The sequence below is a fragment of the Fontibacillus panacisegetis genome, assembly GCF_900102215.1.
In the GTDB taxonomy this organism is placed as follows: domain Bacteria; phylum Bacillota; class Bacilli; order Paenibacillales; family Paenibacillaceae; genus Fontibacillus; species Fontibacillus panacisegetis.
Genome location: NZ_FNBG01000007.1, coordinates 17431 through 34445 on the forward strand (window position 1 = coordinate 17431; position 17015 = coordinate 34445).

A 17015-nucleotide genomic window follows, 5' to 3' on the forward strand; every position below is an offset into this window, starting at 1 on the left:
CTGTCCCTTAGTCATTATATGACCCAGGAGACAGCCCAAGCTTTATTTATTTCTACACTTGCACCGTTTCACCACTCGATCCTGCCGATTCCGTGTCGTTTTCCTTCTCATCCTCATCTGTAAACACAAAATCTCGTATCGTTTTGATCAATAATAGAACAATGCCGCTAATAAGGATCAAAATCGCACTTATTAACAATACCATTTCCAATGGAAAACGAAGTGCAAGCATCCCGCCGATTAATGCACCAAACGGTAATGATGCGTTAGATAAAGATGTTAGAAAAGACATCACGCGACCCAGCAAATTTGTTGGAGTGATAATTTGAATTAAAGAGGTTTGCAGCACATTAATTACCCCCGTGCTTAGCCCCATCAGCAGCACCGCCAACATTTTCAACCAAATTCCATGCATGATAGCAAACAAACCAAGTGAGATACCCATAAAAATCCATGCTAATGCAATGACTATGCCTTGCTTTGGCAGCTTATTAATGATTACAGAACCACCCAGCACACCCATAAAAAACGCGATGTAAATCAAGCTGTAATAAATCGGAGATCCCGCATCTACTGCCAATGATGGAATTGTGATGATCAATATGGCCAGCAAAAAGTTGATCAAAGCATAAAATGGCAGCATGATTTTCAGGAATAAATTGCGATTGACGAACGCGAAGCCCTCCATCAATTCACGAAGATATGATCCCGGCTCCTGAGCCTGCTCCTCTTCCGAAGCAACCGTAGGGGGATTTAAGCTCCTACTCATTTTCAGATAGATAAGTCCTGACAATAGAAGTAATCCACTCGCCAAGAAAAATGTATTTTTCATGCCGATTCCAATAATGACCGAGGCTCCCACCAAATAACCAAGAATGTTGATCACTTGATCTGTCGAATTAATGAGCGCATTGGCTTTGACAATGCCTTCCTTGCTAGGAAGCAGCATAGGTATCATCTTATTGTTAGCGGGATAAAAGAGTAGCGAAAAACAAGATGCTAAAAACACGAGTACCAGAATCAGAATCAAATATGACTGATCCTTTCCAATCAGCAGCGGGACAGAGAAAATGATAACCGCCTGAATTAGCAAGGATATAGTCACCAGTTTGCTTGGAGAATACCGGTCAACCAGCGGGCCTACCAGAAAGCTGAACATCGCTGTAGCTGTAATAGCGGAATACGTGAAGCTCGTATAGGATACTGATTCTGTTGTGCTCTGAATAAAATACAGCAACACCATCATATAAATACTATCCGCTACATTGGCAGAGGTACGCGACAAGTAAAAAGAGAGAAAACGACGATTGTTTAATAGATTATTTTTCATGATAGAATTCCTTTATACTCTATAGATTGACTTGCTAAATGATCATTAAGCTTCATGGAGTTCACCATAGTATCGTGATGCTCCTCGTAAGGTAAAACGAGTGACAGATATAGCTGGTTTTCAGAGAAACGCGCCGTGAACATGATGACGCGGTCTTCGAACTGTCCTTCCATCTGTTCTACTTGCTCTATCATACTTCCCATACTCGCAGCACCACCTTCTCCAATATAGTTAAATATGATCGGCGTTCCTTCAAGACTTGATCTGAGAAGCTGGCTTGCCTCAGGATATTTTGAAGCCATCTCAGGATCGTACATTAATGACATGAAATTAATATTATGTCGTACCGCCTTGTCAATTCTCATCTGTACGGTCTCTGCCAGTGCTTCAGGAGTATCTGATTGGTGAGCTAAAATCGGAATCTGGTCGATGAATTCTCCCACCATATCGTAATAAACCGAATGTTCATACTGTCTGCCGAAATTTGTGATCCAAACCGGTATCTGATCAACATTTAAATAACTGCAGCAAATCTGAACGACTTGGCTGAATGCAGCCTGCCACAACCTTTCTGCCGATACCTTGCTATCATCCGGCTCCGTTGCAAGCGACCACGAAAACTTCGTGTATTGCTTTGCATTTTTATGAGCCAGCTTCTCCTCAACCATATTCGCTTTTGACTCAAAAGCCTTCAGAAGGAACTGATCAATCAGCTGCGCTTCCTCCAACCCTTGCAGACCACGACTCAATTGCGTCGTATACTCGCTGTAGCTGCGACTCTCCCCAGCAGGCAGCTCCTTTCCACTCTCAAGAAGATCATAGATTCGAATCAAGTCCCTGCTTATGCATTCACTGCTCATGTAGTCGAAAATAATATGAGCGCAAGGCAGCAAGAGGTAATGTTCCCGTAGATTGCGCTCTACTAAAAGCATTCGATACAGCGGCAATCCTGCGTGCATATCGTAAGGCTTATAGAACAATCTTGACATCAGCTTGACCGATACTTCCTCCGCCAGCTTTGGCTGATATTTTGACAAATTCAGTACAGGCAGCGGCAATTCATCAGGTGTCTCCCTTATCTCCCATACAGGATTACTATCGAATGAAGAAAGGGTGCAGCGAAGCATTTCATGCTTGTGAACAAGTAATCGAATCGCTTCAGCCAACAGCTCTGTACGAACATACCTATTCAGCTCGATTACCGTTCCTGAGCTATCGGGATGCTTCATGTGATAACGCTGCATGCCGGACAATGGCTGAGTACCGATAACAGGCTTATGAAGAATCGTTTCGTACATAGAATCAAGCTGCTCCATAGTTGCGTCTACAAGACGATCTACTAGTTTATTAGCATCACCCTCCGCTGACCAACCATCTAGCGACTTCTCTTGCTCCAAACCAACAGCAACATCTTCAATTCCCCTATTTGTCTGAATGACATGCGGATGAAGAGATGAATCCACATGAGACTGAATAAAAGTAATCAATCGATCCTGCTCTTCACCGGAAAGGAAAGGCGTTTCGACCTCCAAAAGTATCCATTTGCCCTCAGTTGAAGAAAGATCAGTTGATTCTTCCAGCAGGAGTTGGCAAGTGTAGCCTGTATACTTCGATAATGCTTCCTCGGCTTCTTCACGAGTTATCGCAACTGTTTGCTCCGATGAACTATCGCGTACAGATGAAGTCTCTGCAATAACACGGGATAATCCGTTAATTGTCTGCTCCTGGAACAACTGATTCAAGCTAATAGATATGCCAAGCTCTCGTGCTTTGGATACAATTTGAATGGCCTTCAGCGAATGTCCTCCCAGCTCGAAGAAATTATCATGGATACTGACTCGTTCTATGGTTAGAACCTGCTGCCAGAGCTCGGCCAGTCTTGTTTCCACTTCGTTTCGCGGAGCTGTGTATTCGCTTTGTACAATTTGTACCGATTCAGGAAGAGGCAAAGCACGACGGTCGATTTTACCGTTAGATGTTAATGGCAACCGCTCCAGAACAGCATATCGTGAAGGAACCATATAATCCGGCAGCTTGGAGGTTAGGTGTGCTTTTAGTTCTTGAGGATTCAACTGAGCATTGGACGCTACATAGGCGCATAGATACTTCTGACGGTCACTGCTTTCTGCAACAACAACCAATGCTTCATTTACATCCTCATAATCCATCAGCTGCTTCTCAATTTCACCAATTTCTATCCGGTAGCCACGGATCTTCACCTGGTTGTCCATCCTGCCGATATATTCAACAGTTCCATCCGGTAACCATCGTCCTAAATCACCTGTTAAATATAATCGCTCCCCGTCATTGTATGGATCAGGCACAAACTTCAGCTTTGTCAATTCTTCCTGATTAAGATAACCATAAGCAACACCGTCGCCCCCAACCACGATTTCTCCCGGCACTCCGATTGGCTGCAATCTGAGCTTTTTATCCACAATGTAAAGAGTCGAATTCGCAATCGGTTTACCGATCGGAATATTTGCATACTCACCATCTATCTGGAAGCAAGTAGAAAAGGTCGTATTCTCCGTCGGTCCGTATCCGTTAATCAGCTTCAAATCAGGACTATGCTGTTTTACATTTCGAATATAGCTTGGAGCAAGTACATCCCCGCCTACTATCAAATGTCTTAAAGGAGTAAACATATTTGGTCTATACTGCGCATGTTGATTAAATAGCGACGAAGTCAACCACATTGTTGTGATGTGTTTTATGCGAATCGCATCAGACAACAAGTCCGCATCCAAAATTTCCGATTCAGGAATGATGTGTAACTCCAGCCCGTTCAAGAGAGCACCCCAAATCTCAAAGGTACATGCATCGAACGTAATGTTACCCGTTAGAAGAATACGGTCACCTTCTTCAAATGTGACATAATTTGTATTCTGTACCAGCCGGATCACATTCCTGTGCTGAACCATAACACCTTTGGGCTTGCCTGTTGAACCAGAGGTGTACATGATGTAAGACAAATCATTTGCAGCAACCGACGGTAATGCAGAAGGCGATGCAATCGGGTTAATCTTGTTAAGGCTGAGTACAGTACCATCGAAATCAAGGCCTTTAGCTCTTTCAGGGGACTCAGCCATCAGAGTTCGAATACTGGCATCTTCAATCATGTACAGAATCCGCTCGTCAGGATAGCTTGAATCAATTGGAAGGTAGACCCCGCCAGCCTTTAAAATACCTAACATGCCAATGATCGCCGCAGCAGATCTTTCCGTCATTAATCCGATTGGCTCCTGACTCTTCACTCCAAGTCCAAGCAATTGCTGAGCCAAAATATCCGCTTGCTCGTCCAATTCACGATAGGTCAAGATTCTGCCCTCTTCAACGATCGCTATACGATCAGGAATCGATTGTGCGCGTTCCTTAAACAACCCATGAATCGTCGCTTCCCTGGGATAATCCGTTACCGTGTCATTAAAATGATGAACAATTAATTCATATTCCTTATCAGTGATCATGGTCATGTTCTCGATAGACTCATCGACATTAGCAACGACCGATTTAAGAATGCTGACATAATGCTCAAGAATCCGCTCCGCGGTGTCCTTGCGGAATAACTTAGTAGCGTACTCCAAATCAAGCTGAAGATACTGGCCCTTCTCCTCTGCAAAGAGCGAAAGATCGAATTTGGATATGCCCGAATTTATTTCATATGGTGTAAAGTAATCATCTTGTATTTCAGATTTGTTAAGCGCTGAAGTTCTCAGCGTGAACAACGTATCGAACAAGGGATGTCGACTTACGTCACGTTGCAGCTGTAATTGATCTACCAGTTCCTCAAACGGATACAGCTGATGCTCGAGAACTTGTAGAAAATGCTCTTTCAGCTCCAACAAAATTTGCCTGTAGCTTTTGCCACTCTCCGGTTTACCTCGAACCGCTAACGTGTTGACAAACATTCCGATAGTCCGCTGGATATCAGCATGCTCGCGTCCGGCTATTGGAGTTCCTATAACAAGATCTTCCTGCCCGGAATAGTGGTGAAGCAGAACCTGATAGCCAGCAAATAGCACCATGTAAACAGTAGTTCCTGTCTCAGCTGCAATCCGACGGATCTCTTCCAGCAACCCTGGCTCCATTACTATCAACGAAACACTCGATCCAGCATGACTTTGAATTTGAGGCCGAGGATAGTCCGTTGGCAGCGAAAGAACAGGTATTTCATCGCTGTAGGTTTCTAACCAGAAGCTTTCATGTTGCTTCATAACACCATTAGCCTTCAATCGATCCAGCCAAACCGCATAATCCTTGTATTGATGACGGGATTCGGATAATGGCTCTCCGTTATAAATCGCATAGAATTCTTCGATCATAATTTCCATAGAAACGCCATCTGCAATTGTATGGTGCATATCAAGCATCAGGAAGCTTCTATTTCCGTTTGTCGCGACGAGCTCCGCGCGCAATAATGGAGCTTGAGTCAATTCAAAAGGTTGAACAAAGTCGTTCATCTTCTTCTCTAGCAGCACCTTTTCCTCCTCAGAACCATTTGCTGCGGTTAACTGGGACTTGTGGAGCTGGAAAGCAACCTGATCGTGAATGTTCTGAACGTATTCTCCGTCGCGAAGTTCGAATGAAGTTCGGAAGGCCTCATGTCTTTCAATAAGCTGTACTAGTGTTCTCTCAATCAACTCAGGATCAAGAATATTTTGAGATTCCAGCACAAAAGGCACATTGTAGGTGGTATTAACCGGATGCAGATCATGGACTAGTAATAGCCTGTTTTGTGCAGACGTTACCGGATAATAAGCACGTTTCTCTGCTGGTCTCAATTCCTCGAATCCAGCAGGCTTCGCACTCTTGATCTTCTCAGCCTGCCATTTCAATGTTGGGGCCTCGAACAGAATACGTAGTGGCAAAGTTACTTGGAATGTTTTATTTATGCGCGAGAGCAGCATCGAAGCATTCAATGAATGTCCTCCAAGCTCAAAGAAATGATCCATCGCCCCCACTCGCTCTATTCCCAGTACTTCTCCCCAAAGATCAGCCAATCGCTGCTCTACTTCATCCTCTGGAGCAACATAGGTATCCTCATGCGCACTCCAATCCGGTATCGGGAGTGCTTTCCGATCGATTTTGCCATTTGGCGTAAGAGGCATTTCCGATAGCTCTACAAATGCTGCAGGCATCATGTACACTGGCAGCTCGGACAGGATCTGTTTTTTAAGCTCGGCTACCGGAATAGACTGCTCTTTACCCACTGCGTAATATGCACATAGCGACTTCTCTCCCCGATGCTCATCCACCGTTACAACGGCATCCTTCACACGGTTGTCCTTAAGAAGCTGAGCCTCAATTTCACCAAGCTCAATACGGAACCCACGGATTTTAACCTGATGATCAAGTCTTCCCAAATAAGAAATGGAGCCGTCCGGCAGCCATTTGCCCAAGTCACCAGTCCGATACATTACTTCACCTGGTACAAATGGATCTGACAGAAATTTCTCAATCGTTAAGTCTGGTTGGTTCAAGTACCCCCGAGCGATCCCAGCTCCTGAGATGTAAATCTCTCCGGTTACACCAACAGGCTGCAATTGCTGCTGTGCGTCCAAAATATACACTCGGCAATTATCGATCGGTCTGCCAATAGGAATATTATCTTCGAGCTGATCGACTCTGAAATACGTGGTTACTACTGTGTTTTCCGTAGGACCGTAGTTGTTGTACAGCTGGTATCGATTCGGATTGTAACGCTGAAGCTTGTCCCCTCCCGTTAACAAAGCTCTTAAGTGCTGATTATCAAATTCCATATAATGCTCACAGAGCTGCGATGGTAAAAAGCTTATGCTGATCTTATTTTGATTCATAAAGCTGTTCAACTGCTCAGGGTTCAGCCGGCTCTCAGCATCCACAACATAAATCGTCGAGCCAGCGAGCAAATACGGGAAAATCTCCCATGCGCTTGCATCAAACCCAACGCCAGCAAACAGAGTGCTGCGGTCATTTTGATCAATCTCATAAACTCTTTGATGCCAAAGGCTTAGATTAACGACTGAACGATGTTCTACCATAACGCCTTTTGGTTTTCCTGTAGTACCCGAGGTATAGATTACGTACACCAGATCATTTGCTTTACTAACAGGTTCAAGATTGCTGGCATCGTCACTATATTGGGTCGTATCGCCAAGTTCAATCTTTTTACCATCAAATACGGCATAGTCTTTCCATTGGTTTTGAACCAATAACACCTTGGCACGACTGTCTTGCAGCATGTAGCTAATGCGTTCCTGAGGATATTCAGGATCGATCGGAACATAGGCTCCCCCGGCCTTAAGCACCCCGAGAATACCTGCGATCATCTCTGGAGAACGATCAGCCAAAATTCCGACGAATTGCCCTGCCCCCACACCTTCCGCTCTCAACGCTCGAGCCAATCGATTGGCCTGCTCATTCAGCTCTCGATAGGTTAGACGGGTATCTTCAAGAACTACCGCAATTTGTTCAGGTGCACGCTGGACTTGAGCTTCAAACAACTCGTGAATGGTTCTATCTTTTGGATAGTCCTTTGACGTATCATTGAATACCTTCAGAATTCGTGATTCTTCTTCCTCTGTAACCAGTTTCAACTCGCTCACAGGGATGTGCGGATTAGCCGAAATTTGCTCCATAAGATGAACCAAATGATCCTTGATTACCTCTATACCCGCCGTATCAAACAGGCTTGCATTATATTCGAGTCTGATCGCAATTTCCTCATCAGGTATAACAATCAAGTTAAAATCATAGTTCGTCTGCTCGACAACCTCCACATCCACAATCTCAAAGCCTGCTTGACCCCCGCTTTCCATCTCTTCAACCTGCTGATCAACCGGGTAATTCTCGAACACCACAATATGATTGATCAGTCCTTGCTTCTGGCTGCTTAACGCCTGAATTTCATACAGCGGATACGTATCGTAAGCCTGAGAGGACAGCGCTTGTTCCTGAACTGTGCGCATGACTTCCTCGACTGTTGCCTCTGAATGGCATCTAATACGAACCGGAACGGTATTAATAAATAGACCGATCATCGTTTCAATTCCAGGAATGTCTGCAGGTCTGCCTGAGACAACATTACCGAAAACAACATCATCGGTTCCGTTATACCTCTGAAGCAAGATTCCCCACGCCGTCTGAATCAAGGTATTTACTGTTACCTGCTGCCGCTTTGCAGTTTTCTGGATTCTTCCGGTCAATTCACGACCTAAAGTGCAGACCAACTTTTCTGAAACATACTCTCCCGTCTTCCTCCGTGTTTTCGCTTGCGGCAGAGTAATCTGCTGCTCGTAACCTGAGAGATACTCTCGCCAATAGCTAGCCGCAGCTCCAGCGTCTTGCCGCTCCAGCCATTCGAAATATTGACGATACGGCCAGGCTCTGCCCAGCTCTAGCTTCTCATTGTTCGAGAGAGAAATATAAGTAGAGAAAACTTCTTTAGCAACAATGAACAAGCACCATCCATCCATCAAAATATGATGGAAGCTCCACAAGAAGCGATATTCGCTTTCACCAGTGCGGACAACCGTTATTCGCATTAATGCATCCTGAGCCAGATCAAATCCCTTAGCTTTATCTTCTTGCTGCAGCTTCTTAATATAACTCTCAAGTTCTTGCTCTGGCATACTGCGAAGATCTTCGTATACAAACTTTGTACGTCTGTCTTGGAACACGACTTGCAGCGTCTGATCCTTCCAGCCAGTATAAAAGTTCGTACGCAGCACATCATGACGTTGCGTTAAAATATCAAGACTTTGTACAAAAACGTCCCGACTCAGTGTTCCTTTCATAGTAAATGTCATTTGCTCAAAATATGCCCCTGAATCCGGGTCCATTTGGCTATGGAACATCATACCCTTCTGCATTGGCGCAAGCGGATAGATGTTTTCGATATTTCCGGATCGCTCCATTTGTTGAGACAATTGCTGCAGTTCCTCCAGAGTCATTCCCTTGACCAGGAAATCGCTTGGTGTAGGCTCTGTTATTTTCTTTGCTGCACAATGTGAAATGACATTTTTAAGATTTTTCTGGTATAACTCAGCCAATTGCTCCATCGTTTCTTTCCGGTATTGCTTCGTACTGTAGCTGAGTGAAAATTCCAGACGGCCTCCGACAATCATCCCGTTGACTTCAAGAGCATAAGTACTTACCATATTCTCACTCATCGCTGCCCCGCTCGAGTACGGAGATAGCTCCAGATCGCTCTTATCCAGATCCTGATCGAACTGTCCCAAATAGTTGAAGCAGATTTCCGGTCTCATGGCTAATGCAGATTCATCAAATTGTCCGGACAAATACTTTAATATTCCATACCCGATTCCTTTGTTCGGAATTTGACGCAGGCTCTCTTTAATTCTCTTAATTTGTAAAGGCAGCTCTGTATCAGACTGTACATCAAGCAGCACAGGGTATAGACTTGTAAACCATCCGACAGTGCGAGTAATGTCCATATCAGGAATGATGCTTTCTCTGCCATGACCCTCCAGATTCAACAGTACCTGACTAACGCCTGACCAATCAGATACAGCCATTCCAAGTGCTGTTAACAACAGGTCGTTCATATCTGTGTTATACGCCTGATTCGCTTGCTTCAGCAGCTGTTCCGTTTCCTCCTGCGACCACTGGATAGTTATCATATCCGTATCGCGAAGCAATGGCTGATCACAGTGCATATCCTTTGGCAGCGGCTGTGTCTCCGTACCAAGAATGGAGCGCCAATATTCCAGTTCGCTTACGACTACAGATTTGCTTGCATAATCCGATAATCGGTCTATCCATAACTGGAAGGAATCCGTTTTAGCCGGAAGGCGAAGCTCTTCTCCACGAAGGGCTTGATCATATCCAGTCGCCAAATCTTCCAACAAGATACGCCATGACACACCGTCTACCACCAAGTGATGTATTACCAGGAGCAGATGATCCCCATCCACACAACGGAATAATCCCGCCCTCATTAATGGGCCATTCTCGAGGGAAATGCTGCTTTGAATCTCATTTGCTTTTTCCTCAATAGCGTTCTCTAAATTCGGCTCACTAGTAAAATCAATAATTTCAAGCGCAAAAAGCTCTCCTTCACTGGCAGCCCGGTTCCATGCTTCAAGTTCATTTTCATTACGACGTAATACTACGCGAAGTGCATCGTGATGCTCCCCAAGCTTATTGAGCGCCTTCCGAAGTGCCGATTCGTCAAAGCCTTGTTGCCTGTAGGTCATAATTGCCTGATTAAAATGATGCTGATCCTGAAGCTTCTGCTCCAGGAACCAATGCTGGATCGGCGTAAAACCTACTTTTCCTGTTACTTCTCCCTGATCGGCATTTCGAACAATCGGTTTAACATGCTGACTTAATTCTGCAATCGTAGAGTGATTGAACATATGCCTGATTTCGAGCTTGTAGCCTGCTTGATGCAGCCTTGAGGATACCCCGATAGATTTGATAGAGTCTCCTCCAAGCTCAAAAAAGTTATCCATAATGCCTACAGCTTCAACACCCAGCACATCCTGCCATACGGAGGCCAGCAGCTTCTCTACAGAACTGCGAGGAGGAACATACTCCGTTCCAGCTGCAAAATCTCCTTCCAGAGCAGCTAGCGCTTTGCGATCGACCTTTCCATTCGATGTAAGCGGAATACGATCAAGCTGCACATACCACGACGGAATCATGTAATTCGGCAACAATTGTCCAAGCGCTTTATTGATCTCAGATGCTTTTAATTCCTTGTCTGCAACAAAATAAGCCCACAGCAGCTTTTGTCCAGATTCGTCCTCTCTCGGGATGACAACCGCCTCTCTCACCATCTCCACATTCAGCAGTTGTTCCTCTACTTCACCAAGCTCGATACGATATCCACGAACCTTCACCTGATGATCGATCCGCCCCAAATATTCAATGTTACCGTCTGGCATCCATCTTACTAAATCCCCAGTTCGATACATCCGACCTCCCGGTGTGAACGGATCTACTACAAACTTCTCATCGTTCAACTCCGGTCTGTTCAAGTACCCTCTTGCAACCTGTACACCAGCAATACATAACTCCCCGGCAACTCCAATCGGCTGCAAGCTGGTTGTACCTTCCTTCATGACGTATAGCTTCGTGTTGTGTACCGGCTTGCCAATCGGCATCACCTTGAAGGATTGATCCGGCTCGCAATTGAAATACGATACCTCTACCGTTGCTTCCGTTGGACCGTACACATTGATCAGGCTAATCTCCTTGCCTTCCAGCATTCTCCAAAAATGTGCTGCATATTGTGGCTGAAGTGCTTCCCCACTTGTAAAAACCTGACGCAGCGATCCGAGCTTATCCATGAGCTCTTTCCTTGGAACATGCTGAACATACTCCAGAAAAGCATTGAGCATCGCAGGTACAAAGTGAATCATCGTAATCTTCTGCTCTTGGATGGTATGGAGGATTTGCTCTGGGTTCTTTTCCCCACCAACACTAAGCAGGACCATTTTTGAACCCGTCAAAACCCACCAGAACAGCTCTCTGACGGACACATCGAACGTAATCGTAGTTTTCTGCAATATGATGTCACTTTCGTTAATCGGATATTGAGCCTGAAGCCAAGACAAGTAGTTTACAACCGAATGATGCTCGATCATAACTCCTTTTGGCCTGCCCGTTGATCCGGAGGTATACATAACATAGGCTAAATCTTTAGGACCCGCAGCCGGAGACAGGTTAGAGACATCCTCGTTGTAAATGGAAGGATCGTCCAATGAAGCCAGCTTTCCGTCAAAGCTTGATTCTGCCCGCTCCATAAATCGGTTTTGAGTTAGCAGCAGCTTCGCTTCAGAATCCTCAAGAATGAAAGAAACCCGATCCTTTGGAAAATCCGGATCAATCGGCACATAAGCTCCACCAGTTTTCAGAATGGCATAAATCCCCACCATCATTTCCAGGGATCGTTCCGCCATAATACCCACTCGATGTCCTGATGTGACACCTTTAGCCTGAAGCGTTCTGGCCAAAGCGTTAGCCCGTTTGTTCAGTTCTCCATAAGACATGTTTGCCCCTTCAAACGAAATAGCCGTATGCTCCGATCTCCGTTCTACCTGTGCTTCAAACAATGTAATAATCGTTTCATTCTGATAAATATTGGAATCCGTATCGTTAAACTGGTCCAAAATTTGTGCCTTTTCATCCGGTGTGATTAGCTCGATCGACGCAAGCTTAGCCTGAGGATCGATAATCATCGCATCAATCAGTTGCATTAAATGCACAGTCAAACGTTCCATAGTCTCGCGCTTGAACAACGAGGTGGCATAATCCAAGCTGCAGATCAATTCATCAGCCTGCTCCATCACCTGAAGCGTGATATCGAATTTAGCCACCGAATGGCCAAGCTGATACGGTATAAGCTGAACTCCATCCATCTCAAGCACTGTAGCTTCAGTATTCTGAAGGACGAACATGGTATCAAACAGCGGATTTCGTCCCAAATCTCTGCGGATATCCAGCTTCTCTACCAATTCCTCAAACGGATAATCCTGATTCTCATAAGCTTCTATCGTATGTTCTTTGATTTCCAGAATAAGATCACGGACCGTTTTATCGCCTTCAGGATAGCTTCTAAAAGCAAGAGTATTTACGAACATACCGATCAGATTCTCTAATTCCGCATGATGTCTGCCTGCTATTGGAGATCCAACAATGATATCCTCTTGCCCGGTATACTTATGAAGCAATGTAGTGTATACCGATAACAGCACCATATACAGGGTCGATCCTGTTTCAGCTGCCAGCTGCTTCAACCCTTCGCTTCTATGTTTATCGATGACAAATTCAATAGAATCGCCCTCAAAACGCTGGATCGCAGCTCTGGCAAAATCAGTAGGCATCTCAAGCACTGGAAGCTCTCCCTGGAACACATCCAGCCAGTACTCCTCCTGCGCTTTTTTCCGTTCGCCCTGCATATCTCCTTGCTGCCATACAGCGTAGTCTTTGTACTGAATTCGCAGTGGGGCCAATTCCTTTGAGCTGCTGCTATACAGCAATATCAATTCCTGAATAAGAACCTCAATGGATGCTCCGTCAGAAATAATATGATGCATATCGTACAGCAAAATATGTTGATCCGGTTTAAGCTCCATGACGGCTGCTCGCATTAGAGGTGCTTGTTGCAAATCAAATAAACGTACAAAAGCACGAGTCGCTTCTTCGATATTTCCTTCAGGAGTGTACTTCTCCATAGAAAAGCTCACGCTTGAATGCACCCGTTGTACAGGTTCACCTTCAACCATTTCAAAGCTGGTTCGTAAAATCTCATGTCTCGCAATTAATTGTCGGAAAGCTTCCTCCAGTCGGTTCAAATCCAGGCGTCCTTCAAGCGTCATTGCACCCGGCATATTGTAGCTGAGCTCTCCACCCTCAATCTGGTTCAAAATATACAGACGTTTTTGCCCTGAAGATACTGGATAATACTTTCTCTCCTCAACCTGCGGAATGGATTCAAAGTCGTCTTTTTCCATTGCCGAAATCACTTCAGCCATTTGCTCAATCGTCGGATATTGGAATACATCCTTGAGCGCAAGACTGCAGTTCATTTCTTTATGAATTTTCGCGACTAGAGTTGTAGCGCGCAGCGAATGACCGCCAATTTCAAAGAAATTGTCCTTTACCCCGATTTTTTGAAGACCCAATACCTCCTGCCAAATTCGAACCAGCTGAACTTCCACAATATTTTTAGCGGCTGCATACTCTGCTCTACCCACTTGATTTCCTTCTGGTGAAGGCAATTGGTTCCGGCTGATTTTACCGTTTGGTGATAATGGCATCCGTTCCAGCATGACGTAATGCATCGGAATCATATACTGTGGAAGCTTTACACTTAACCATTCACGCAATTCTTTGGATTGAAGAGGCTCAGCCCCTTCGGCTACCAAATACGCACATAAGTATTTCTCTCGATGTGAATCCTCCCGATCGATGACAACCGTTTCTTTAACAGCAGGGTGACTAAGGAGCGCGGTCTCAATCTCTCCAAGCTCGATCCGATAGCCGCGTATTTTGACCTGATGGTCTATTCGTCCAAGGTACTCAATATTTCCATCGGGTAACCAACGCGCTAAATCACCCGTGCGATACATCCTTGCTTCAGGACGGAATGGAATCGGTACAAATTTTTCCGCCGTAAGCTCAGGACGATTCAAGTACCCGCGCGCAAGCTGTACCCCGGCAATACACAATTCACCCGCTACTCCAATCGGCTGTATCGTTCCTCTTTCACTCAGAATATACAGCTCCGTATTGTCGATAGGCCGACCAATAGGAACCCGTTCAATCTGCTCACCAGTAGAGCAATCAAAATAGGAAACATCAATTGTTGCTTCAGTAGGACCGTACAAATTGATCAGCTTGGTCGATCCACCGCGATACAGCAATTGATTAAATCTTTTTACCTGCTCTACATTTAACGCTTCGCCACTCGCAAACACTTGACGCAAGCTTGTGAGCGAGTTCGTAACAATATCGTCTCCTGCCTCGATAGAATCCAGAAACGCCGATAACATCGAAGGAACAAAATGAATGGTAGTTACTTTATTGCGTGCTATAGCTTCTACGATCTGCTGAGGGTCCTTTTCCCCACCAGGCTCAAGGAATACGACCTTGGCTCCTTGAATGGCCCACCAGAATTGCTCCCAGACAGATACATCGAAGGTATAAGGTGTTTTCTGCAAAATAACATCCGCTTCTCCAATCGGGTATTTCTTCTGCATCCAATGGAGACGGTTCACTAATGAACGATGCTCGATCATAACACCCTTTGGATTTCCTGTCGTTCCTGAGGTGTAAATAATGTAAGCCAAATCGCCAGGACCAGCAGCAAGCGGCAGATTACGATCATCGCCCACATATAACTCCGCATCATCTACGATTAACGTTGTCACATTTCCCTGTACATTTCCTCCGTTCCCGGAAGTATCTGTTTCATTGGCTATCAAAATATTGTGGAGCATGGATTCAAATTTCCGCTGTGTCAGCACCACCTTGGCCCCGCTATCCCTCAGCATGTAGCCAATCCGCTCTTCCGGCAATGAAGGATCAATCGGGAGATAAGCGCCTCCAGCTTTCAGAACCGCTAACAGCACAACGGACATTTCAATGGATCGTTCAATCATGACGCCTACGATTTGATCCGGCTTGACTCCTAATTGCTGTAATCTGCGTGCAGCCTGATTCACTCGTCGGTTAAGTGCATTGTATGTAAGCTGCTCTTCACCAAAAGTTACGGCAGTCTGCTCCAGTTCCTTGACTGCTATTCTTTCAAACTGCTCTACAATAGTTGTGTTTTCTGGAAATTCTGCCTCAGTATCGTTAAATACTTCGAAAATTTGCCTGCGTTCTTCCTCTGTCACAACCTCATACGAATCAATAGAAACATCTGAATTCAAAACGATCTGCTGAGCTAAATTCAAAAGATGCGAGCTTATCCTGCGAACCATGTCCGAATCGTATCGGGCTGCGTTATATCTAAAACTAATCTCTAGTGTTCTACCTGGTGCAACCAAAACATCAAAATCATAGTTGGTTTGCTCAAAGCCTTCAAAACCAGTAATATTCACTAGTCTTGATTCCTTCTCTTCTTCACTTCCCATGATTTCTTCAGAGATCGGATAATTTTCAAAGACAACAATATGCTGAATCAATTGCTGCTTGAGCATAGATTTAGCCTGTATATCGGCAAGCGACAAATAGGAGTACCTGTTTGATTCAACGAATGCAGATTGCATGCGCCTTACTATTGAGGCAAACGTATCTCCCTCTGCTGAGGAGACCTTTACTGGTATGGTGTTAATGAACAAACCTACCATTTCTTCAATGCCGGCCACCTCATCTGGTCTTCCCGACACAACTGTTCCAAATACTGCCTCATTAGAACGATTATATATTTGAAGCAAGAGACCCCAGATTGCCTGAAACACCGTACTCAAAGTAGTTTGATGCTTCTGAGATAGCTGGATCAAATCCTGGGTTAGCGATTCGTCCAAACGAAGCGTTTCTTGCATCAGTTCAAACTTTTCCTCAGTAAAACCACCCAGCTTGCGCCCGGGCAATGCCGTTTCCTGTTCAACATCTCCAATGTACTGATTCCAGTAGCTCAAGGCCTCTTCTCTGCTCTGTTCGCTCACCCATTGAATATAGCTGCTGTAGGGAAAAATCGGGCCAAGCTGGACTGGACGAGATTCCTTAAGTGCACTATATATTTCAAAAAATTCTTTAGCGATAATGCCCAGACACCATCCATCCATAATGATGTGAGGGAAGCTCCAGACCAGCTCAAACCTTTCTTCATCCCATGCAAAAACGGATAAACGAATCAGACCTTCAGCCTCCAGATCAAAGCGCTGCTTCCGATCCTCAAGCTTAAAGTCTTCGAACCTAGACACTTTGACTTCCTCATTCAAGCCACTTAGATCCTCAAAATAAAATTGCGCCTCTTGTTCTGAGAGAACGACCTGTAAAGGTCGCTCCTCATTTTTATATACAAATACCGTACGGAATACATCAAAACGCTCAATGATCATCTCTAAACTACGATTGAGCAGATCAGGATCAAGCTTTTCGCTTACTGTCACAATATTTTGTTGGAAATAGGCGTCTGATTCCGGATCAAGCATAAAGTGATACAGCATTCCCTCTTGCATCGGGGACAACGGATATAGATTCAGGATTTGTACTTGACTCAATT

Annotated in this window: 2 protein-coding genes; both read right to left on the reverse strand. The window is 44.9% G+C overall.

Annotated elements, in window-relative coordinates; genetic code table 11:
- Positions 1 to 52: 52 nt before the first annotated feature.
- Positions 53 to 1330: an MFS transporter gene (locus BLS49_RS08180; protein ID WP_091228259.1), complete on the reverse strand. Its 1278-nt coding sequence runs from the start codon at positions 1328 to 1330 to the stop codon at positions 53 to 55.
- Positions 1327 to 17013 carry a non-ribosomal peptide synthetase gene (locus tag BLS49_RS08185; protein WP_091228261.1) on the reverse strand — a complete coding sequence of 5229 codons (15687 nt, stop codon included), beginning with the start codon at positions 17011 to 17013 and terminating at the stop codon, positions 1327 to 1329. Before BLS49_RS08185 ends, BLS49_RS08180 begins: the two co-directional genes overlap by 4 nt.
- Between the last annotated feature and the right edge of the window lie 2 nt (positions 17014 to 17015).